This window comes from Streptomyces sp. NPDC093085, assembly GCF_040683935.1.
Lineage (GTDB): Bacteria > Actinomycetota > Actinomycetes > Streptomycetales > Streptomycetaceae > Streptomyces.
Window position 1 is genome coordinate 59,468 of sequence record NZ_JBFBFB010000014.1, and the last position, 19,032, is coordinate 78,499.

Consider the following 19,032-nt stretch of genomic DNA (forward strand, 5'->3'; position numbering starts at 1 on the left):
GTGTGCACGGGGCTGCGGACGGGCACCGTCGAAGCCGTAAGGTTGGTGCGTACACGAGGAACTTCGGAAGGAGGCACTGGGTGATCGAGCTCGAAGGAGTTCCCGAGCTGATCGACCCGGTCATGGTGGCCGCGTTCGAGGGCTGGAACGACGCGGGCGACGCCGCCTCCACAGCGGTGGGTCATCTGGACAGGGAGTGGAAGGGCGAGGTGTTCGCGGCGCTCGACGCCGAGGACTACTACGACTTCCAGGTCAACCGGCCCACGGTCTTCATGGAAGGCGGCCAGCGCAGGATCACCTGGCCGACCACCCGGCTCTCCGTGGTCCGGGTGGGCGGGGAGACCCCCCGCGACCTGGTCCTGGTCCGCGGGATCGAACCGTCCATGCGGTGGCGTTCCTTCTGCAACGAGCTGCTGGGCTTCGCCCATGAGCTGGGTGTGGAGATGGTGGTCATCCTGGGCGCGCTGCTCGGCGACACCCCGCACACCCGGCCGGTGCCGGTCAGCGGGGTCACCTCGGACGCGGACCTGGCCAGGACGATGGACCTGGAGGAGACCCGGTACGAGGGTCCGACCGGCATCGTCGGCATCCTCCAGGAGGCGTGCACGCACGCGGGCGTACCGGCGGTGAGCCTGTGGGCCGCCGTACCGCACTATGTGTCGCAGCCGCCCAACCCGAAGGCGACGCTGGCCCTGCTCAACCGGCTGGAGGACCTGATCGGGGTGCGGATCCCGCTGGGCGAACTGGCCGAGGACGCCCGGGCCTGGCAGCTCGGGGTGGACCAACTGGCCGCCGAGGACAGCGAGGTCGCCGAGTACGTGCAGTCGCTGGAGGAGGCGCGGGACACCGCGGAGCTGCCGGAGGCCTCCGGCGAGGCGATCGCCCGGGAGTTCGAACGGTATCTGCGGCGCAGGGACGGGGGTGCCGGACCCGCCGCCGCGCCGGGCGGCCACGCCACGGAGAGCGGTGAGGGACCGTCATTCCTCCGCGACGCGCCGGGCGGCCGGGAGACCCCCGGGGGCCGCACCCGCCCGCCCCGGCCGCAGCGCGGCGGACCGGGCACGGCGGCACCGGGTTCCGGCGGCGGCGCGCCGGGCTCGTCCGGTACCTCGGACACGTCCGGTACCTCGGATACGGAGAAGGGCTCGGGCCGCCCCGGGGAGCGGGACCCCGGCCGTGAGCAGGGGGACGACGAGGACACGTCCGACGGCTGACACGGCCGGCGGGGGACGGCGCCGCCACGGCACCGTCCCCCGCTCCGTACCGTCCGTCAGAGCGCGACGCCCAGCAGCGCGTCGACCGTACGGGAGACCAGCCCCGGCGCCCCCTCGTCGGCGCCGCCCGTGGCCTCCTGCTCCGCCGCCCAGCGGTCGACGGCGGCGAGCGCGGCGGGGGCGTCCAGATCGTCGGCGAGCGCCGCGCGCACCTCCTCGACCAGGGCCTCGGCGGCCGGGCCGTCCGGCCGCGAGACCGCAGCGCGCCAGCGTCCGAGGCGCGCCACGGCGTCCTGGAGGACCTGGTCGGTCCACTCCCAGTCGCCCCGGTAGTGGTGCGCGAGGAGCGCGAGCCGGATCGCCGCCGGGTCCACGCCGTCCCGGCGCAGCGCCGAGACGAAGACCAGGTTCCCCCGCGACTTGGACATCTTCTCGCCGTCGAGCCCGACCATCCCCGCGTGCACATACGCCTGGGCGAACGGGTGCTCGCCGGTGAGGGCCTGGGCGTGCGAGGCGCCCATCTCGTGGTGCGGGAAGGCGAGATCGCTGCCGCCGCCCTGGACGTCGAAGCCCATGCCGAGGTGGTCGAGGGCGATGGCCACGCACTCGATGTGCCAGCCGGGCCGGCCGGGCCCGAGGGAGCCGCCGTCCCAGCTCGGCTCGCCGGGGCGGGCGGCGAGCCAGAGGACCGGGTCGAGCGGGTTCTTCTTGCCCGGCCGGTCCGGGTCGCCGCCCCGCTCGGCGGAGAGCAGCCGCATCGCCTCGGCGTCGAGCCGGGAGACCTCGCCGAAGTGCGGATCGGCCGCCACGGAGAAGTAGATGTCGCCTTCGAGTTCATAGGCGGCACCCGCCTCGCGCAGCCGCTCCACCAGCGGCACGATGCCCGGTATCGCCTCGACGGCGCCGATGTAGTGCTGGGGCGGGAGCATCCGCAGGGCGGTCATGTCCTCCCGGAAGAGGGCGGTCTCGCGCTCCGCGAGCCCGGTCCACTCCACTCCGTCCCGCTCCGCGCGCTCCAGCAGCGGGTCGTCGACGTCGGTGACGTTCTGGACGTAGTGGACCTGCCGCTTCGTGTCGAGCCATACGCGCTGGACGAGGTCGAACGCGTTGTAGGTCGCCGCGTGACCCATATGGGTCGCGTCGTACGGGGTGATGCCGCAGACGTAGATACGGGCGACGGGACCGGGCTCAAGCGTGACTCGGCCACCGGTCGAGGTGTCATGAATCCTGAGGTCGCGGCCCTTGCCAGGCAGGGCGGGGACGTCGGAAGCGGGCCAGGCATGCATGTCATGAGCGTAACCGGACGGAAGTTCCGGATACGAACCGGATACCCGCCCTTGGCCGGTTGGGCGCTCTTGCGCGAACCGCCCCCGGGTGCTGCGCCCGTCCGGCCGCCGGCCCGCCTCCGCACCGGCGGGAGCGGGCGCCGGGCGGGCGGGCCAAGGCGCCCGGCGTGGTGTCAGACCGGCGGCCAGGGGATCGCGGGCCACTGGCCGGAGGGTTCGGGATGGCGGCGCGTGTGGCGGAGTTCACGGACCCGGGCGCGTACGGCGTCGGTCTCGGCCGGGGTGATCAGCTCGGCCAGTCGGGTGGCGAGGGGCGCGCCCTCCGCCAGGGCACCGGCGAGCCGGTCGAGCATCTCCAGCGCCTCGTCGGTCAGGCGCTCACCGGCCCATCCCCAGAGCAGGGTGCGGAGTTTGTCCTCCACATGGAAGGTGACGCCGTGGTCGATGGCGTAGAGCCGGCCGTCGGGCGCCGGCAGCAGATGGCCGCCCTTGCGGTCGCCGTTGTTGATCACCGCGTCGAGCACGGCGAGGCGGCGCAGCCGGGCGTCGTCGGCGTGCACCAGCAGGGCGGTGCGCCCCTCGCCGACCTCGGCGGCGGCGACGGCCTTCCACCCCGGTCCCGGTTCGTCCTCCTCGACCAGCGCGAGCAGCGGTCGCGCCGGGTCCGTACCGTCGCCGCCCGGGTCGACGGCGCCGCCGCTGTCCTGGTCCGGCGCGCCCCCGGCCGGCGCGCCCCCGGCCCGCGTCCCGGCCTCCGGCTCTTCCGGAGTGCCGGCTTCCGGTTCGGTCGCCGGTTCGATCCAGAGCTGGCACATGCCCTGGCCGTACGGCCCCTCGCGGAGCGCCGTCGGCGGGATGAGCCCCCAGCCGGTCGCCTCGGAGACCTCGTACGCGGCCACCTCGCGCTGGGCGAGCGTCCCGTCGGGGAAGTCCCACAGGGGCCGCTCCCCCGCGACGGGTTTGTAGACGCAGTGGGCGGTACGGCCCTGGTGGACGACGGAGCAGTACAGCACCGCGTTGGACGCCTCACGGATCCGGCCGCGTACGGTCAGCTCGCCATGGGTGATCAGCTCCCGGAGGACCCGGCTCTCGTCGGCCGTGACGCGGTCGTCGGGGCCCGTGACACGGTCGTCGGCGGCCGGTGCCCGGTCGGCCGGGCGCGCACCGTCCGGGCCCGTGGCGGCCAGGCCCGGGGCGGCCGGTGTCCGGTCGGCGGGGCCGGCCTCGGGCGTGGTCACGCGCCCCGCCGGTATCCGTTCTGGCGCGGGCATACGTGTCCTTCCGGGTCGAGCGGCAGACTGCAGAGCGGGCACGGCGGGCGGCCCGCGTTGACCACGTCCAGGGCGCGCTTGGCGAAGGCCCTGGCCTGGGCGCCGGAGAGCCGGACCCGGAGCATCGGCGGCCCGTTCTCCTCGTCCTGGAGCAGCCGCTCCTCGGCCTCGGCCAGGTCCTCGTCGCTCTCGGCGTCGAGTTCGACGAGCGCCTGCGCCTCGACGATCATGCGCTGTTCGTCGCCGTCCCAGGCCAGCGCCATCGTGCCGACCCGGAACTCCTCCTCGACGGGGGCGTCGAGCGGGGCGGAGTCGGCGATCTCCGTGGGCGCCACGGCGGGGACGGGCGCGTTGCCGCCGGTACGGCGGACCACCTCGTCCAGCAGTTCATCGATCCGCTCAGCGAGCGCGGCCACCTGCGTCTTCTCCAGGGCGACGCTGGTCACCCGCCCTCCGGCGGAGGCCTGGAGGAAGAAGGTACGGCGCCCAGGCAGCCCGACCGTACCGGCCACGAAGCGGTCCGGCGGGTCGTAGAGGAACACCTGACGGGACACGTCCTGCTCCCTTGGAAATCGTCGTCAGTCGTCGGAAAGGGCCTTGCGGGAAGGGCATCGCGCGGACCGGAGTCCGGGAGGGCCGCCCGGATCCCGCGGACGGCGCGTCCACCCTACTGCTCCCGGCGATCACGGTGCTCCCGCGCCGCCCCCCACCACACCGTCGGCGTCGTCCCGCGCACCGCTCCCGGCGCTCGCGCCGTCGCCGCCCGCACCGTCGCCGGGGGTGGCGCGCGGGGCCAGCCCGGCCAGTTCCCCGGTGTCCCCGAGACGCAGCAGGAAGGGGCGGAGCCGGGTGTAGCGGACCACGGTCAGCGAGCAGGGGTCGACATGGACGCGCTGGAAGAGATCGAGGTGCATGCCGAGGGCGTCGGCCACGAGCGCCTTGATGACGTCCCCGTGGGAGCACATCAGAAAGACGGCGTCCGGGCCGTGCTCCTCCTCGATCCGCGCGTTCCACTCCCGCACCGCGGCGACGGCTCTGGCCTGCATGGCGGGCATCGACTCGCCGCCGGGGAAGACCGCGGCGGAGGGGTGCCGCTGGACGACCTCCATCAGCGGTTCGTCCGCCAACTCGGCCAGTTTCCGCCCCGACCAGTCCCCGTAGTGGCACTCCCCGATCCGCTCGTCGGTCTCCATGGCCAGCCCGGGCCGGGCCGCCAGCAGCGGGCGCACGGTCTCCTGGCAGCGCTGGAGGGGGCTGCTGACGACGGCCGCCAGGGGGATGTCCGCGAGGCGCCCCGGCAGGCCGGCGGCCTGGGCGGCGCCGCGCTCGTCCAGGGCGACTCCGGGCGTCCATCCGGCGAGCACGCCCGCGGTGTTGGCGGTGGACCGCCCATGACGTACGAGGATCAACGTGGCCATGGAGCAAGGGTAGGGGCTGGGTAGGACAGCGCACCGGCCCGGCGGCGGGACAGGGGGTGCGCTTCCGGCCGGAAACGGGAAGAATGCCCGCCGTGATCGTGGACTGCGCCATCTACCGCGGCGGCCGCCGCTCCGACGGGCCCGCCGACTTCTCCGACGCGCTCGCCGAGGCGCGCGCCGAGGGTGACGCGTTCCTCTGGCTGGGCCTGCACGAGGCGACGGCGGCCGAGTTCGCCATGGTCAGCAGCGAGTTCGGGCTGCATCCGCTGGCGGTGGAGGACGCGCTCCACGCCCATCAGCGGCCCAAGCTGGAGGTCTACGACGACTCGCTCTTCGCGGTGCTCAAGCCCGTGGTGTACGAGCCGAGGGACGACTCGGTCTCCACGGGGGAGCTGATGGTCTTCATAGGCGACTCGTTCGTGGTGACCGTACGGCACGGCGAGGGGGCCCCGCTGACGGCGGTGCGCAGCCGTCTGGAGGCCGAGCCCGAGGTGCTGCGGCACGGGCCCACCTCGGTGCTGTACGCGGTGAGCGACGCGGTCGTCGACCATTACGTCGAGGTCGCCGACGAACTCCAGGTGGACCTGGAGGAGCTGGAGGCGGATGTGTTCGCCCCGGACTCCGGCTCCTCGTCCTCCTCGACACCGACGGCGGCCCGGATCTACGCCTTCAAGCGGCAGGTCCTGGAGTTCCGCCGGGCGACCGGGCCGCTGGCGGCCCCGATGGCGCGCCTCGCGGGCGCGGGGGTGCCGTTCGTGCACGAGCACGCGCAGCCCTTCTTCCGGGACGTCAACGACCATCTGCTGCACGTCAACGAGCAGGTGGAGGCGTTGGACCGGCTGCTCACCGACATCCTCTCCGCGCATCTCGCGCAGATGGGCGTCCGGCAGAACGACGACATGCGGAAGATCTCGGCATGGGCGGCGATGGCGGCCGTGCCGACGATGGTGGCGGGCATCTACGGGATGAACTTCCGGCACATGCCGGAGCTGCGGTACGTGTGGGCGTACCCCACGGTGCTCGCGCTGATGGCGGTGGCGGTGATCGGGCTGCACCGGGGGTTCAAGCGGCGCGGCTGGCTCTGACCGCGCCTCCGGTGCGCACCGACGGGCGGAGAGGCGCCCGGGCCGGGCCGGCCGCTCCGGGGCGTACGGGACGGCTCAGAGGGCCGGGGCGGGTGCGGCGGGGCCGCCCAGCGGGTCGCGGCGTTCGGGCATCGTCAGGGTGGTCATCCGGCGCCGTCCGGCGATCCTGTCGTACCCGTACGCGGCGTGGATGCCGGCGGCGAGTGTCCGGGCCTTCGGCGCCGGCCAGCCGAGGAGGCGCCCCATCCGGTCCATGACGGCGAGGCTCACCTGGCGGTGGACCTCGATCTCGGCGGAGGCGCAGGTGTGCAGGGCGGTGTGGATGGCGCGGCCGTGGCCGCTCCCGGCGAGCCGGAGCAGTTCCTCGTGGCAGTAGGCGAGGTGGTTGTCCTCGTCCGCGCTGATCATCCTGACGGCTTTGCCGATCTCCGGATGGTCGCCGAAGTACCGTACGAGCAGGGCCATCTGGTCGGCGGCGCGCTGCTCGGTGATCCTGCTGTGCGCGAGGTAGACGAGGATGTCGTGTTCCGTCAGCCGCTCGTCACGGCGCAGCTTCGTGTGGGTGAGTCCGATGCCGCGCCGTTCGAGCAGCATGGTGTAGTCGGCCTCGGGCGGCACCTGGACGGGGCGCAGGCCACGCCTCTTCAGGAGGGCGCGGAAGATGCGCCCGTGCTTGTCCTCGTCGGCGCCGTGCCGGGCGATCTTGGGGGCGAGGTGGCTCAGTGACGCGGGCACCAGGGCGGCGATCCGCCCGTTCTCCCAGCCGCCCTGGGCCTCGCCGCTCGCCGCTATGGAGCAGAAGAGCCGGTAGGTGCGGTCGTCGTCCAGGATCTCCTGGAACAGGCTTCTGGCCGAGAGCATCACTGCCACCTCCGTACGGTGTCCGCGCAACGAGTCAACGGGCGTGGGCAGGGGGCGGCAACAGCAGCGGCGTCCCACTGAGCCGAAAGAGGGAGCGTATCGGCGCGCCGGAGGCCGTAACCGAACGGGCCCGGCGGCGTTGTAGTAGGCGACGGCCGTGGCGGGGAAGACCTGCAAGCCCCCACCACGGCCGCGGCACGACTCCGTACCGCTCCGGTCGCCGCTCCGGTCGCCGCTCCGGTCGTACGGCGCGGTGCTACGCGGCGAGGCCGGCGCGCTCCAGGGCCTCGGTCCCGGCGCGGAGGGCGGCGATCCGCTCGTCCAGGGTGAAGCCGGCCGGCGAGATGGTGAGGGTGGTGACCCCGGCGTCGGCGTAGGCGGCCATCCGGTCGGCGATCCGCTCGACGGGACCGAGCAGGGTGGTCGAGTCGATCAGCTCGTGCGGGACCGCCGCCGCGGCGCCCGTCTTGTCGCCGGCGAGGTACTTGTCCTGGATCTCGGCGGCCTCCTTCTCGTACCCCATGCGCCCGGCGAGCTGGTTGTAGAAGTTCTGCTTCCGGCTGCCCATGCCGCCCACGTAGAGGGCGGTGTACGGGCGGAAGACGTCGGCCAGCGCCGTGATGTCGTCGCCGAGCGCGAGCGGCACGGTGGGGCAGACGTCGAAGCCCTCCATGGTGAGCCCGGCCTTCTCACGGCCCGCGCGCAGCGGGCGGATCGCCGTCTCGGCGAGATGTTCGGCGGCGGGGAAGATCAGCAGCGCGCCGTCGGCGATCTCGCCGGTCTGCTCCAGGTTCCTGGGGCCGATCGCGGCGATGTAGAGGGGGATGTGCTCGCGCTGCGGGTGCACGGTGAGCCTGAGCGGCTTGCCGGGGCCGCCGGGGAGCGGCAGCGTCCAGTGCTCGCCCTCGTAGACGAGGCGTTCGCGGGTCATGGCCCGGCGGACGATCTCGACGTACTCGCGGGTGCGGGCGAGGGGCTTGTCGAAGGTGACGCCGTACCAGCCCTCGGAGACCTGCGGCCCCGAGACGCCGAGGCCGAGCCGGAACCGGCCGCCGGAGAGCGTGTCGAGGGTGGCCGCCGTCATGGCGGTCATCGCGGGCTGGCGGGCGGGGATCTGGAGGATGGCGGAGCCGACGTCGATGGTGCGGGTCTGGGCGGCGACCCAGCTCAGCACGGTGGGGGCGTCGGAGCCGTACGCCTCGGCGGCCCAGCAGACGTCGTAGCCGAGCCGGTCGGCCTCCTGTGCGACGGCGAGGTTGTCACCGTCCATGCCGGCGCCCCAGTACCCGAGGTTGATGCCGAGCCGCATAACCACTCCTTTGCCGATGTGTGCGTCGGTATCCGGCGACCGATTACCGATGAGTAACGTCCCTGTTCCGGGACTCTAGCGCGCGACACGGGGATCCGTCAGGGGCCCGGTTGTCCACAGGCTCTCCGTGCTCGGTGTCCCGGCCAGTAATCTCACGTCGCATGGAGCAGAGGCATCTCGGCCGTACCGGCCTGCGCGTGTCCCGGATCGGGCTCGGCACCCTGACCTGGGGCAGGGACACCGACGAGCAGGACGCCGCCGATCAGTTGAAGCTCTTCTGGGAGGCGGGCGGCACGCTGGTCGACACGGCGGACGTCTACGGCGGCGGGGAGTCCGAGTACCTCCTGGGGCAACTGGTCGAGCGGCTGGTCCCGCGCCGGGACCTGGTCATCGCGACGAAGGCGGGCAGCGTGCCCGATCCGTACCGCCGCTTCGACGGCTCGCGCGGGCATCTGCTCGGCGCGCTGGACGCGTCGCTGGAGCGGCTCGGCACGGACTATGTGGACCTCTGGCAGATACACGCCTTCGACACCGGCACCCCGCTCGACGAGACGCTGCACGCGCTGGACATCGCGGTCAGCACCGGGCGCGCGCGGTACGCCGGGGTGTCGAACTACTGCGGCTGGCAGCTCGCCAAGGCCGCCACCTGGCAGCTCGCCGCGCCCGGTACCCGGACCCGGCTGGCCAGCACACAGATGGAGTACTCGCTGCTCCAGCGCGGGGTGGAGCGCGAGGTGCTGCCCGCGGCGATCGATCTGGAGGTCGGGCTGCTGCCTTCCTCGCCGCTCGGCAGGGGCGTCCTGACGGGGAAATACCGGCACGGCACGCCGAGCGGTTCGCGGGGCGCGTCGGAGCAGATGGCGCCCTTCGTGGAGCCCTATCTGGACGCGGCGGCGGGCCGGATCGTGGACGCGGTCGCGACGGCGGCGGACGGGCTCGCGACGACGCCGCTGGAGGTCTCGCTGGCATGGGTCAGGGACCGGCCCGGGGTGGTGGCGCCGATCGTCGGCGCGCGCAACGCGCGGCAGCTCGCGGACGCGTTGTCAGTGGAGAGCCTTAGTCTTCCTGACGAGATCTGCCAGGCGCTCGACGATGTGTCGGCGCCCGTGCACCGCTATCCCGACCAGGACTGGAGCACGCTGTGAGTACGGAGCGCGACCCCGCCGCCGAGGGCACGACGGAGCCGGAGGCCGGGGCGGCGGCCCGGGGCGCCGCGCCTGCGGGTGAGGCGGCCGGTTCCGGTTCCGGCACCGCCGGTTCCGCGAGCGGGGCGGCCGACGCCACCGGCGACGGGGCCGGGACCGCCGGGGACGGCTCGCCCGGGGCGGGGGCCGCGAGCGAGGCCGCCGAGGCCGCTGACGGGGCAGCCCCGTCCGAGGCGCAGGCCGAGCTGGCGGCGCAGCGGGAGCTGCGGGAGCGGATCGCGCGGCGGAAGGCGGAGCGCGCCGGGCCCATCGCGGCCGGGGGGAAGCTGAGCGGGCCCGCCGCCGATCTGCTCGCGGCGGTACGGGCCGTGGAGAGCGGCAAGCCGGTCGACCCGGGCCTGCTCCGCCCGGCAGCGCCCGTCGCCCCGCCGCCCGCGCCGGTGGCCCGGCAGTCCCGGCCCGAGGCCCCGCCACGGCCGCCGGAGCCGCGTACCGCGCCGCTGGAGGCGGTGGCCGCCGTACGGAAGGTGCTGGCGGCCGGGGGCGCGCCCGAGGCGCTGGCGGGGCAGGTCTGCGAGGCGCTCGGCGAGCGGGCCGCCGAGGAGCTGCGCGAGAACCCCTGGCTGCTGCTGGCCGTGGACGAGGTCTCCCCCGGGCAGGCGGACGGGTTCGCGCGGGCGCTGCTGGGCGAAGGCTGCGGCCCCGGGGACGAGCGCAGGGCCGGTGCGCTGGTGAGCCGGGTGCTGGAGCGGGCCGCGCGCCAGGGCCATACGGTGCTGGCGGCGTCGGCGGTACGGGACGCACTGGCCGGCCATGGTGTGCCGGACCCGGAGGGGGCGGTACGGCAGGCGGTGGAGGAGTCCCTGGTCCTGGAGTTCCCGGAGGGCGGGGAAGCCCTGGAGGGGGGCGCGGCCGAGGAGGGTGCGGGGGAACCCGGGGAGGACCCGGAAGGCGTGGCCGTCCCGGGGGCGGAGGCTCCGGTGCTGCTGGGTCTCGACCGCTTCGCGCTGGCCGAGGAGAGCCTGGCCGAGGGGCTCGCCCGGCTGGCGAAGACCGTGCGGACCGCGTCCTGGGAGGAGGCCGCGGCGGGCGCCCCCTCGCCGTCGGCGGCCGAGCTGATCCGGGCGGTGGCCGGCCATGGGCTCGTGGTGCACGAGGGCGGGGAGGCGGCGCGTGCCGAGCCGGTCGCGCTGGCGGTGGCCGCACATGCGCTCGGGCTCCGCGCGGCCGTCGCGACGCACAGCGAGAACGGCCGGGACCGGCTGGCGGGGTGCGGCGCGGACGTGGTCACGGTGGCGGGCCTGCTCGACGGCGGCGAGGGCCCGGGCCGGGACGCCGAGGGCCTGTTCGCCCTCGACCTCCTGGTCGTGCTGGACGCGCCGCAGCTCGATGTGGAGCGGGCCGCGCTGCTGGTCGAGTCGGTGGCGGACGGCGGACGGCTGGTGCTCGGCGGCGACCCGGCCGTGCTCTGGTCGGCGGGCCCGGGCCGGGTCTTCGCCGATCTGCTGGCCGCCGGGGTCTGCCCCCGGGTCGTCTCCCGCACCCCGGACCCGGGCCCGATCGGCGAGCTGGTCTCGGGGATCGGCATCGGCGAGCTGAACCAGGTGGCGGCGGCGGACCGGGAGGTCGTGATCGTCCCGGTGCGGGACGCGGGCGAGGCGGTGCACCGTACCGTGCAGTTGGTCGCGGAGTCGGTCCCCCGCGCCTTCGGTACGGAGGCCGGGGAGACCCAGGTGATCACGGTCGGCCATGGCGGCTCCGCGGGCACCCGCGCGCTCAACGCGGCGCTGAAGCAGCGGCTCAACCCGGGCCCCGGCCGCTTCGGCGGCTTCGACCCCGGGGACCGGGTCGCGTATGTCCCGGCCCCCGGGCGGACCCTCCAGGCCACGGTGGTCTCCGCCGACGCGGAGGGGCTGCGGCTGGCGTACGGGGAGACGGCGTTCACCGTCCCGAGGGAACGGGTGGAGCGTGCCGTACGCCACGGCTGGGCCCTCACCGCGCATCAGGCGGCCGGGATGCGCTGGCCCGCGGCGGTCGTGGTGCTCCCCGGCGACGCGAAGGACGGTCTGAGCCGCCCCTGGGTCTACACCGCCTTCAGCCGGGGCGAGCGCCACCTCTCGGTGGTCCACGGCGTCGATCAGGCATTGCCGAAGGCCGTCGCCGAGATCCCGGCCCAGGACCGCACCACCCGCCTGCGCACCCAGGTGGAATCGCTCCTGGCCCCGGCGGACCAGCCGGGCTGACCCGGCCGGAGCCGCTTCCCCTCCCGCCCCCGGCCCCTCCGCAGTGAGGGAGGGGCCGGGAGGGGCGGGTCAGGCGTCCTGTTCCTCCAGGTCGTCCAGGTCGGCGCCGTGGTCGTCGAAGTCGTTGTCGTCGAAGACGGCGCTGACGTCGAAGCGGCAGACGACCTGCTGGGGGTCGGCCTGGTCGAAGGGGGCGGAGAGCCATTCGCCCGGTTCCGGGAGGTCGTCGGCGGCGGCCACCCAGAGGGTGGAGTCGCCCTCCGCCAGGCCGAACTCCTTGTGCCGGGTGGCGATCTCGTCGGGTTCGTACTCGCCGAAGAGCACACCGAGCGCGGCGTGCACACTGCCGCCCACGATCCCCACGGTGTCGGTGTCACCTTCGGCGTCGGCGATGCGCTGTGCCTGTGCGAGCAGCCGCTGCGGCTCCACCACCGCGTAGTCGCGCCGGATCAGCACGCTGAGGGCGTTCGGCTCCTCGGGACCGTTGTACGGGGGCAGGGAGTCGTCCGGGTCGGGGATCTCGAAGGGGGTGACCTCGTCGTACCGGTGGTAGAGCCGTTCGTCGTAGATCTCCGCCGCCACGGCGAGGGCGTTGAACGCGTCGGAGACGGCCGGGTCATCGTCACCCGTGCGGTGTTCGACCGCGGCGAGGTGGCGGTCCAGGGCGACCTTCACCGCCTCGGCGGCGGCGCGTACCTCGGCAGCGATGGGCTGCGCAGCATCAGACATAGTGCAGACGCTATCCGTACCGGGGCTCTGCCCGCACAATAGATGCGATGCCGGAATACGAATTTGTCGATGTGTACGTGCCGCGCGGGGTCTCCCGCAAGGACGCGGCCCGTCTGCTGACCGACCACGCCGAGTACGGGCACTGGGAACTGGACCGTCTGAGCCTGCACCGGGACGGCAGCCGCAGAGTGCGGTTGCGCCGGCGCATCATCCGCCAGGTGCGCGCCACCTGGTGAACGCGTCGGGGCGGGCCCCGCTGCCGCGGAGCCCGCCCCTGTTCGTACGGCCCGGTACCGTCGGTCGCCTACGCGCGGGCGCGGCGGTACAGGACGGTGCCCGCGAGGAGCAGTCCGGCGCCCGCCGGGAGCCCGATCCCGATGAGGTCGCCCGCGCCGGTCGAGGCGAGGACGTCGGTGCCCCGGGGCTGGGTGACGGCCGCGGGGCGCGCCACGGGCGCCTGCTCGCGCGGGCTCTCCGGGGTGGTGATCGTCCGGGTCTCGGTGGGCGGTCCGGGGGTGGCCGGGGTGACCGGCGTGACCGGCGGCTTCGCCGGCTCACCGGGGTGCTCGGGTCCGGGGGCCGGCGGGGCGGGGTGCTCACCGGTCTCGCAGTGGTTGCCGAAGGTCGGGTTGAGGAGCCCGACCAGGTCGACGCTGTTCCCGCAGACGTTCACGGGGACGTCGATCGGCACCTCGACGGAGTTGCCGGAGCCGACCCCGGGCGAGTCGACAGCGCCGCCGCCCGTGTGGGAGCCGCCGCCGGAGGAACCGGGGTGGCCGCCGGGGTGCGAGCCGCCCTGGTGCGAGCCGCCGCCCGCGTGCGCTCCCCCGCCGTATCCGCCGCCGTCGTCCCCGTACCCGCCGCCGGACCCGTGACCACCGGACGGCTTGCCCGAGAAGTTGCCGCACTTGTTGCCGAAGGCCGGGTTCAGCACCCCGACGACGTCCACCGTGTTGCCGCACACGTTGACCGGCACATGCACCGGCACCTGGACGTTGTTCCCCGACAGCACACCCGGTGAGTTCGCGGCGGTGGCGCCGGCCCCCGCGTCCGCGTGCGCGTAGCCACCGCCGAGCGCGAGCACGCCGCCCGCCGCCGCCACGGTGATCAGGCCCTTGCGCGTGACCTGTCTCATAGCTTCGATCCCTGCCTTCTGCCTTGCGGGACTGCCCCTGGGCATCGGTGCCGGGGCAGGATGCCCAGCGGCCCCGGAGCACATGGCACGCGCTCCGGGGCCGCTCGGACTCAGACCCTCACGAGGTGAGGGTCACGACGTCACTTGTTGACGCAGACGTTGCCGAAGGCGGGGTTCAGCAGCCCGATGATGTTGACGGTGTTCCCGCACACGTTCACCGGAACGTGGACCGGAACCTGCACGACGTTGCCCGAGAGCACACCGGGGGAACCGATGGCGGCGCCCTGCGCACCCGCGTCCGCGACGGCCATGCCCGCACCCGCGAGCACCAGACCACCAGTGACTGCCGCAGCAGCGACGACCTTCTTGATCATTCTTCCTCCTTGTTGGCAAACGCGGTCCCAGCCGCGGACCGCACATCTGTAACGAGGGGGAAGTAATGAGGCTACGAGCCTATGAGCGCATTCACTCTTCTCAGTCGATCACGCACAGGTGGACGATTCCCCATTGGGCCACTCGGCTCTCCCGGCACCCCGGTGGCACCCGGTCAGCTCGCGTCGATGAACCGGTCGAGGACCCGCACCCCGAAGGTCAGGCCGTCGACCGGAACCCGCTCGTCCACCCCGTGGAACATCCCGGCGAAGTCCAGCTCCGGCGGGAGCTTGAGCGGCGCGAAGCCGAAGCCGCGGATCCCGAGGTCGTCGAAGGACTTGGCGTCGGTGCCGCCGGAGAGCATGTACGGGACGGCCCGCGCGATCGGGTCCTCCGCCACGAGCGCGCTCTGCATGGCGTCCACCAGCTTCCCGTCGAAGCTGGTCTCCAGCGCCTTGTCGCCGTGCACGTCCTCGCGCCGGACGCGCGGGCCGAGGATGCGGTCGATGTCGGCGAGGAACTCCTCCTCGTACCCGGGCAGGAACCGCCCGTCCACATGGGCCGTGGCCTGGCCGGGGATGACGTTCACCTTGTACCCGGCACCGAGCATGGTGGGGGCCGCGGAGTTCCGCAGGGTGGCGCCGACCATCTTCGCGATGCCGCCGAGCTTGGCGAGGGTGGCCTCCATGTCCTCCGGGTCGAGCGGGGTGCCCAGCGCGTCGGAGAGCTCGTCCAGGAAGGACCGTACGGTCTTGGTCACCCGCACCGGCCACTGGTGGCGGCCGAGTCTGCCGACGGCCTCGCACAGCTCGGTGATCGCGTTGTCGTTGTTGGTCATCGAGCCGTGGCCCGCGGTGCCGTCCACCGTCAGCCGCATCCAGTGCATGCCCTTCTGGGCCGTCTCGACCAGGTAGAGCCGCAGGTTCTCGTTGACGGTGAAGGAGAAGCCGCCGACCTCGCTGATCGCCTCCGTGACCCCCTCGAAGAGCTCCGGGTGGTGGTCGACCAGATACCGCGCCCCGTAGGTGCCGCCCGCCTCCTCGTCCGCGAGGAAGGCCAGCACGATGTCGCGCGGGGGCTTGCGGCCGCTGCGCATCCGGTCACGGACGACCGCCAGGGTCATCGCGTCCATGTCCTTCATGTCGACGGCGCCCCGCCCCCAGACACAGCCGTCCGCGATCTCCCCGGAGAACGGGTCGTGCGTCCAGTCCGCGGCGTTGGCCGGGACGACGTCGGTGTGCCCGTGGATGAGCAGCGCGGGCCGGGAGGGGTCCTCGCCCTCGATCCTGGCCACGGTGGAGGCGCGGCCGGGGTGGGACTCGAAGATCTTCGGTTCGAGCCCCACCTCGGCGAGCTTCTCCGCGACGTACTCGGCGGCGGCCCGCTCGCCGGGGCCCGAGTGGTCCCCGTAGTTGCTGGTGTCGATCCGGATCAGGTCCCGGCAGAGGTCGACGACCTCGTCCTCGCCCGATACGGCCCTGCCCGTGTCCGTCTCGCTCACGCTGCTCACTCCCACGGTTCGTCGCTGGTGATCCTCGCTGGTGGTGCCCTCCATCCTGCCCCTCGGCCCGCCCCGCTCCAAGGCCGGACCCCCTCCGCCACGGTGCCGTCACAGCGCCGTCACACCCTCCGGGTGTGATCGGGCACCGTCGAATGTTTGCTATGGTTTTCCACGTCGGAACGGCCGAGAGCCGCCCGGCAGACACCTTGTCCGGGTGGCGGAATGGCAGACGCGCTAGCTTGAGGTGCTAGTGCCCTTTATCGGGCGTGGGGGTTCAAGTCCCCCCTCGGACACCAGCAGAAACCCCAGTTGATCTGGGGTTTTTCTGTTTTTGGCGGCAGGCGGTGCGGCGAGTTGGAGCGTTCGGGACGTACGGGACCCCGCCGGACACAACAATGTGTGCATGGACGATGACTGGAAGCAACAACTGGACCGGCTCCATGCCGTGATGGTGGAGCGGGACGATCCGGCCGCGTGGGTGGCCGAGGCGGATGCGATCGACGCGTCGCTGCGCTATCCGCATCTCGCGGTCCGGGGGCCGGTGTTCGGGGTGGCCGCGCAGGACAGCCGGGTCGATCCGCACTGGCGGCTGCTGATCGAGGTGGGGGACGGGACGCCGCAGCAGGCGCGGGACGCGTTGCACTCGTATCTCTGGTTCAAGGCGAAGGACGAGGCCGGCAGCCGAGGCGAGCGCCGTGCGCTGCTGGCGGCGGTGGCGGTGCTGGAGCGGGAGCGCGCCGACGAGCTGGAGGTGCTGGGGGTGCGCTACCGGGTGGTACGGGGTGACCAGTTCGCCCGGAGCGCGGAGGACGGCCTGGAGCCGCCCCGGCCGACGGACCGGGAACCCGCCGATCTCTCCTGGGACATGGGGCAGCTCCCCGCGTCGCCGGACATCGGCTATGTGCTGGACCCCGCGTACACCGACACCGGTCCCGCGGTGGCCGCGCTGCGGCTGGGGCTCGCGCCGTTCGCGTACGCCGGCGCGCGCTTCCCCGACGACGTACGGGAGGACTCGGAGCGCGCGGTCACCACGCACCCCGGGATCGTGCTGCTGCCCGTCGGTTTCGGTGTGACGGAACACTACGACAAGGGGTGGCGGCCGAGGGGTTCGCTGATGCCCACCCCGCACGAGGCGCGGCGCACGCTCTATCTCGGGATGACCGACATCTGGCTCCGGCTGCGGCAGATCGAGGACCACGAGCGGGAGGTATACGCGGCGGCCGCCGAGGAGTTCCGGGCGGCGGGCCGGGCCAACGAGGTCCTGGTGGGCGAGGCGCGGTTCCGGATCTGCCGGATCGAGCGGCTGATGCGGACCGGGCCCGACGGTCCCGAGCCGCCCCGTCCGTCCGACCGGGACGCCTACGAGCCCATGAAGATGCATCCGACCATGGACGAGGACGGGAACCTGGACTACGACGACTGAGACGACCGAGGGGGGAAGGGCACGAGGAGGGGGGTGGGGGCGGTGTGGGGAACGGTGGTCCGGGTCCGGGCGGTGCGCCACAGCCAGGTGATGTCGCGGGCGAAGGACCAGGTCAGCGTCGCCAGTGCGAGGAGGACCACGGCGTAGGAGGCCGGGGCGGGGAGGATGTCCGCCGTCGCCACCAGGAGGGCGACGCCCTGGAGGGCGGCGACCGTCTTGCGGGCCATGCTCGGCGGGAGCGCGCCGCTCAGCCAGGGCTGGACCCGGGCCGCGGCGACGAAGACGTACCGCATCGCGCCGATCAGCAGCGCCCAGGGGCCGAGCGACTGGGCGACATAGGCGCTGAGCACCAGGATCAGGAAGGCGTCGACCTCCATGTCGAAGCGGGCGCCGAGCGAGGAGACGCAGCCGGTGCGCCGGGCCACCTGGCCGTCGACCGCGTCCAGGATCAGCGCGACCGTGGTGAGCGTCGCCAGCACCGCGACCGGGGCGGGGCGGGTGAAGGAGTCCGCGACCAGCGCGGTCACCCCGCCGACCAGGGTGGCGCGGGCGAGGGTGACCCCGTTCGCCGCGCCGAAGGGGCCGGGGCGGGTGCGGGCGAGCGCCCGGGTGAGCACGGCCCAGATACCGACCGTGAAGGCCGATCCGGTCAGCCAGCCGGCCGCGCCCAGGCCGGTGGCCGCGTCGAGCAGCGCCAGGAGCAGCAGTTGGGCGCCCGCGCCGACGGCGGTCTCCTGACGGAGCGCGCCCGTACGCCGGAGCGCCCGGAGTGCTCCCGTGTGCGGGAGGAGCCGGGCCGGGCGGGTCCCGCGCGGGTCGTAACCGCGGTTGTCGTACCGGTGGTCCAGCCGGTGGTCCAGGTCGTATCGGCGGTTCACGTGGTACGTGTCGTTCAGGTGGTACGTGTCGTTCAGGGCCACCGTTGCACCCTCCGGGCGTGTGACAGAGTCGAATGGGCGCCGCGTACCGTGCGCGGCCTCGTGAACTAAGAACGTGCCCCGTCACCCCAGCGTTCAGGAGGACTTTGATGAAGCGCGCCGCACGCGCCTTCTGGCTCCGCTCACCCGGCCAGGGCGAGATACGGGAGGTGGAGGTTCCGGATCCGGGCGAGGGCGAGGTGCTGGTGCGGACGGTCTGCTCCGGGATCAGCAGGGGGACGGAGAGTCTGGTCTTCCGTGGTGAGGTGCCGCCCAGTCAGCACACCGTGATGCGGGCGCCGTTCCAGGACGGGGCGTTCCCCGGGCCGGTCAAGTACGGCTATCTCAATGTCGGAGTGGTCGAGGAGGGTCCGTCCGATCTGCGCGGCCGGACCGTCTTCTGCCTCTATCCGCACCAGACCCGGTATGTGGTCCCGGCGGCCTCGGTGACCCCCGTACCGGAGGAGGTGCCGGCCGGGCGGGCGGTGCTCGCCGGGACGGTGGAGACCGCGGTGAACGCGGTGTGGGACGCGGCGCCGCTGCTCGGGGACCGGGTCGCGGTGGTCGGCGGCGGGATGGTGGGGTGTTCGGTCGCCGCGCTGCTCGCCCGTTTCCCGGGGGTACGGGTCCAGTTGGTCGACGCGGACCCGGCGCGGGCGGCGGTCGCCGAGGCGCTCGGGGTGGAGTTCGCGCTGCCGGGCGCGGCGCGGGAGGGGTGCGACCTGGTGGTGCACGCGAGCGCGAGCGAGGCCGGGCTCGCCCGGTCGCTGGAACTGCTCGCGCCGGAGGGCACGGTGGTGGAGCTGAGCTGGTACGGCGACCGGCGGATCGCGGTGCCGCTGGGCGAGGCGTTCCACTCCCGGCGGCTGACCCTCCGGGCCAGCCAGGTCGGCACGGTCTCCCCGGCCCGCGCGGGTCGCCGGAGCTATGCCGACCGGCTCGCCCTGAGCCTGGAGCTGCTGGCGGACCCCGTGTTCGACGCGCTGATCACGGGCGAGTGCGGCTTCGACGAGCTGCCGAAGGTCCTCCCGGCGCTCGCCTCCGGGGAGCTGCCGGGCCTCTGCCACCGGGTGGTGTACGGAGCGGACGCGGCCGGGTGACCGGAGGCCCGCGTGGCCGGATC

At 73.6% G+C, this 19,032-nt stretch carries 18 protein-coding genes and 1 tRNA gene; 8 read left to right on the forward strand and 11 right to left on the reverse strand.

The features are described from left to right. Positions 1–80: 80 nt before the first annotated feature. The gene (locus AB0O07_RS29430) at positions 81–1,214 is read left to right on the forward strand and encodes a PAC2 family protein (RefSeq protein ID WP_365638863.1); all 1,134 of its coding nucleotides are present in this window, start codon (positions 81–83) and stop codon (positions 1,212–1,214) included. A 56-nt stretch (positions 1,215–1,270) separates the two neighbouring features. On the opposite strand, the gene mshC is transcribed toward AB0O07_RS29430, so the two are convergent. The 4 genes from mshC to AB0O07_RS29450 all read right to left on the reverse strand — a co-directional run bounded on the left by mshC (position 1,271) and on the right by AB0O07_RS29450 (position 5,189). Continuing rightward, positions 1,271–2,500, reverse strand: a complete 1,230-nt coding sequence (gene mshC / locus AB0O07_RS29435) for a cysteine--1-D-myo-inosityl 2-amino-2-deoxy-alpha-D-glucopyranoside ligase (RefSeq protein WP_365638864.1) — start codon at positions 2,498–2,500, stop codon at positions 1,271–1,273. 173 nt (positions 2,501–2,673) lie between these two features. Beyond that, positions 2,674–3,570: an SCO1664 family protein gene (locus AB0O07_RS29440; RefSeq protein WP_365639189.1), complete on the reverse strand. Its 897-nt coding sequence runs from the start codon at positions 3,568–3,570 to the stop codon at positions 2,674–2,676. Between the two features lie 164 nt (positions 3,571–3,734). Further along, positions 3,735–4,325: a DUF3090 domain-containing protein gene (locus tag AB0O07_RS29445; protein WP_365638867.1), complete on the reverse strand. Its 591-nt coding sequence runs from the start codon at positions 4,323–4,325 to the stop codon at positions 3,735–3,737. Positions 4,326–4,454: 129 nt separating this feature from the next. Next, entirely contained in the window at positions 4,455–5,189 is a 735-nt protein-coding gene (locus AB0O07_RS29450) for a histidine phosphatase family protein (RefSeq protein ID WP_365638870.1), read from the reverse strand. An 83-nt stretch (positions 5,190–5,272) separates the two neighbouring features. Here AB0O07_RS29450 and AB0O07_RS29455 point away from each other — a divergent pair, with 83 nt between their 5' ends. Then, on the forward strand, positions 5,273–6,274 hold the full coding sequence (locus AB0O07_RS29455) for a magnesium and cobalt transport protein CorA (RefSeq protein ID WP_365638873.1): 1,002 nt from the start codon (positions 5,273–5,275) through the stop codon (positions 6,272–6,274). Between the two features lie 75 nt (positions 6,275–6,349). Here the strand turns inward: AB0O07_RS29455 and AB0O07_RS29460 are convergent, their stop codons facing one another. Together AB0O07_RS29460 and AB0O07_RS29465 are read right to left on the reverse strand one after the other, a co-directional pair. Further along, complete coding sequence (locus AB0O07_RS29460; protein ID WP_365639192.1) at positions 6,350–7,135, reverse strand: ferritin-like domain-containing protein; 786 nt, start codon at positions 7,133–7,135, stop codon at positions 6,350–6,352. 256 nt (positions 7,136–7,391) lie between these two features. Further along, positions 7,392–8,444, reverse strand: a complete 1,053-nt coding sequence (locus AB0O07_RS29465; protein WP_365638875.1) for an LLM class F420-dependent oxidoreductase — start codon at positions 8,442–8,444, stop codon at positions 7,392–7,394. Positions 8,445–8,605: 161 nt separating this feature from the next. Between AB0O07_RS29465 and AB0O07_RS29470 the strand changes: the two genes are divergently transcribed. Both AB0O07_RS29470 and AB0O07_RS29475 read left to right on the forward strand, forming a co-directional pair. After that, positions 8,606–9,589: an aldo/keto reductase gene (locus AB0O07_RS29470; RefSeq protein ID WP_365638878.1), complete on the forward strand. Its 984-nt coding sequence runs from the start codon at positions 8,606–8,608 to the stop codon at positions 9,587–9,589. Further along, on the forward strand, positions 9,586–11,832 hold the full coding sequence (locus AB0O07_RS29475) for a helix-hairpin-helix domain-containing protein (RefSeq protein WP_365638880.1): 2,247 nt from the start codon (positions 9,586–9,588) through the stop codon (positions 11,830–11,832). Before AB0O07_RS29470 ends, AB0O07_RS29475 begins: the two co-directional genes overlap by 4 nt. A 69-nt stretch (positions 11,833–11,901) precedes the next feature. On the opposite strand, the gene AB0O07_RS29480 is transcribed toward AB0O07_RS29475, so the two are convergent. Further along, entirely contained in the window at positions 11,902–12,561 is a 660-nt protein-coding gene (locus AB0O07_RS29480; RefSeq protein WP_365638882.1) for a hypothetical protein, read from the reverse strand. Positions 12,562–12,608: 47 nt separating this feature from the next. Here AB0O07_RS29480 and AB0O07_RS29485 point away from each other — a divergent pair, with 47 nt between their 5' ends. Then, the gene (locus AB0O07_RS29485; RefSeq protein WP_114625034.1) at positions 12,609–12,797 is read left to right on the forward strand and encodes a DUF5703 family protein; all 189 of its coding nucleotides are present in this window, start codon (positions 12,609–12,611) and stop codon (positions 12,795–12,797) included. Positions 12,798–12,865: 68 nt separating this feature from the next. Here AB0O07_RS29485 and AB0O07_RS29490 read toward each other — a convergent pair whose 3' ends face one another. The 3 genes from AB0O07_RS29490 to AB0O07_RS29500 form a co-directional block, all read right to left on the reverse strand. Then, complete coding sequence (locus tag AB0O07_RS29490; RefSeq protein ID WP_365638885.1) at positions 12,866–13,696, reverse strand: chaplin family protein; 831 nt, start codon at positions 13,694–13,696, stop codon at positions 12,866–12,868. A gap of 140 nt (positions 13,697–13,836) precedes the next feature. Then, on the reverse strand, positions 13,837–14,070 hold the full coding sequence (gene chpH / locus AB0O07_RS29495) for a chaplin ChpH (RefSeq protein WP_365638887.1): 234 nt from the start codon (positions 14,068–14,070) through the stop codon (positions 13,837–13,839). 173 nt (positions 14,071–14,243) lie between these two features. Continuing rightward, on the reverse strand, positions 14,244–15,569 hold the full coding sequence (locus AB0O07_RS29500) for a M20/M25/M40 family metallo-hydrolase (protein WP_365638889.1): 1,326 nt from the start codon (positions 15,567–15,569) through the stop codon (positions 14,244–14,246). A 208-nt stretch (positions 15,570–15,777) separates the two neighbouring features. On the opposite strand from AB0O07_RS29500, the gene AB0O07_RS29505 reads away from it, so the two are divergent. Both AB0O07_RS29505 and AB0O07_RS29510 read left to right on the forward strand, forming a co-directional pair. After that, positions 15,778–15,865: transfer RNA gene (locus tag AB0O07_RS29505), tRNA-Leu, on the forward strand. 107 nt (positions 15,866–15,972) lie between these two features. Further along, complete coding sequence (locus tag AB0O07_RS29510) at positions 15,973–16,992, forward strand: DUF5954 family protein (protein WP_365638890.1); 1,020 nt, start codon at positions 15,973–15,975, stop codon at positions 16,990–16,992. Here AB0O07_RS29510 and AB0O07_RS29515 read toward each other — a convergent pair. After that, complete coding sequence (locus AB0O07_RS29515) at positions 16,980–17,912, reverse strand: CDP-alcohol phosphatidyltransferase family protein (RefSeq protein ID WP_365638893.1); 933 nt, start codon at positions 17,910–17,912, stop codon at positions 16,980–16,982. The two genes, AB0O07_RS29510 and AB0O07_RS29515, sit on opposite strands and share 13 nt — an antisense overlap. Positions 17,913–18,019: 107 nt before the next feature. Here AB0O07_RS29515 and AB0O07_RS29520 point away from each other — a divergent pair, with 107 nt between their 5' ends. Then, positions 18,020–19,009, forward strand: a complete 990-nt coding sequence (locus tag AB0O07_RS29520; RefSeq protein ID WP_365638895.1) for a dehydrogenase — start codon at positions 18,020–18,022, stop codon at positions 19,007–19,009. The last annotated feature ends 23 nt before the right edge of the window (positions 19,010–19,032 follow it).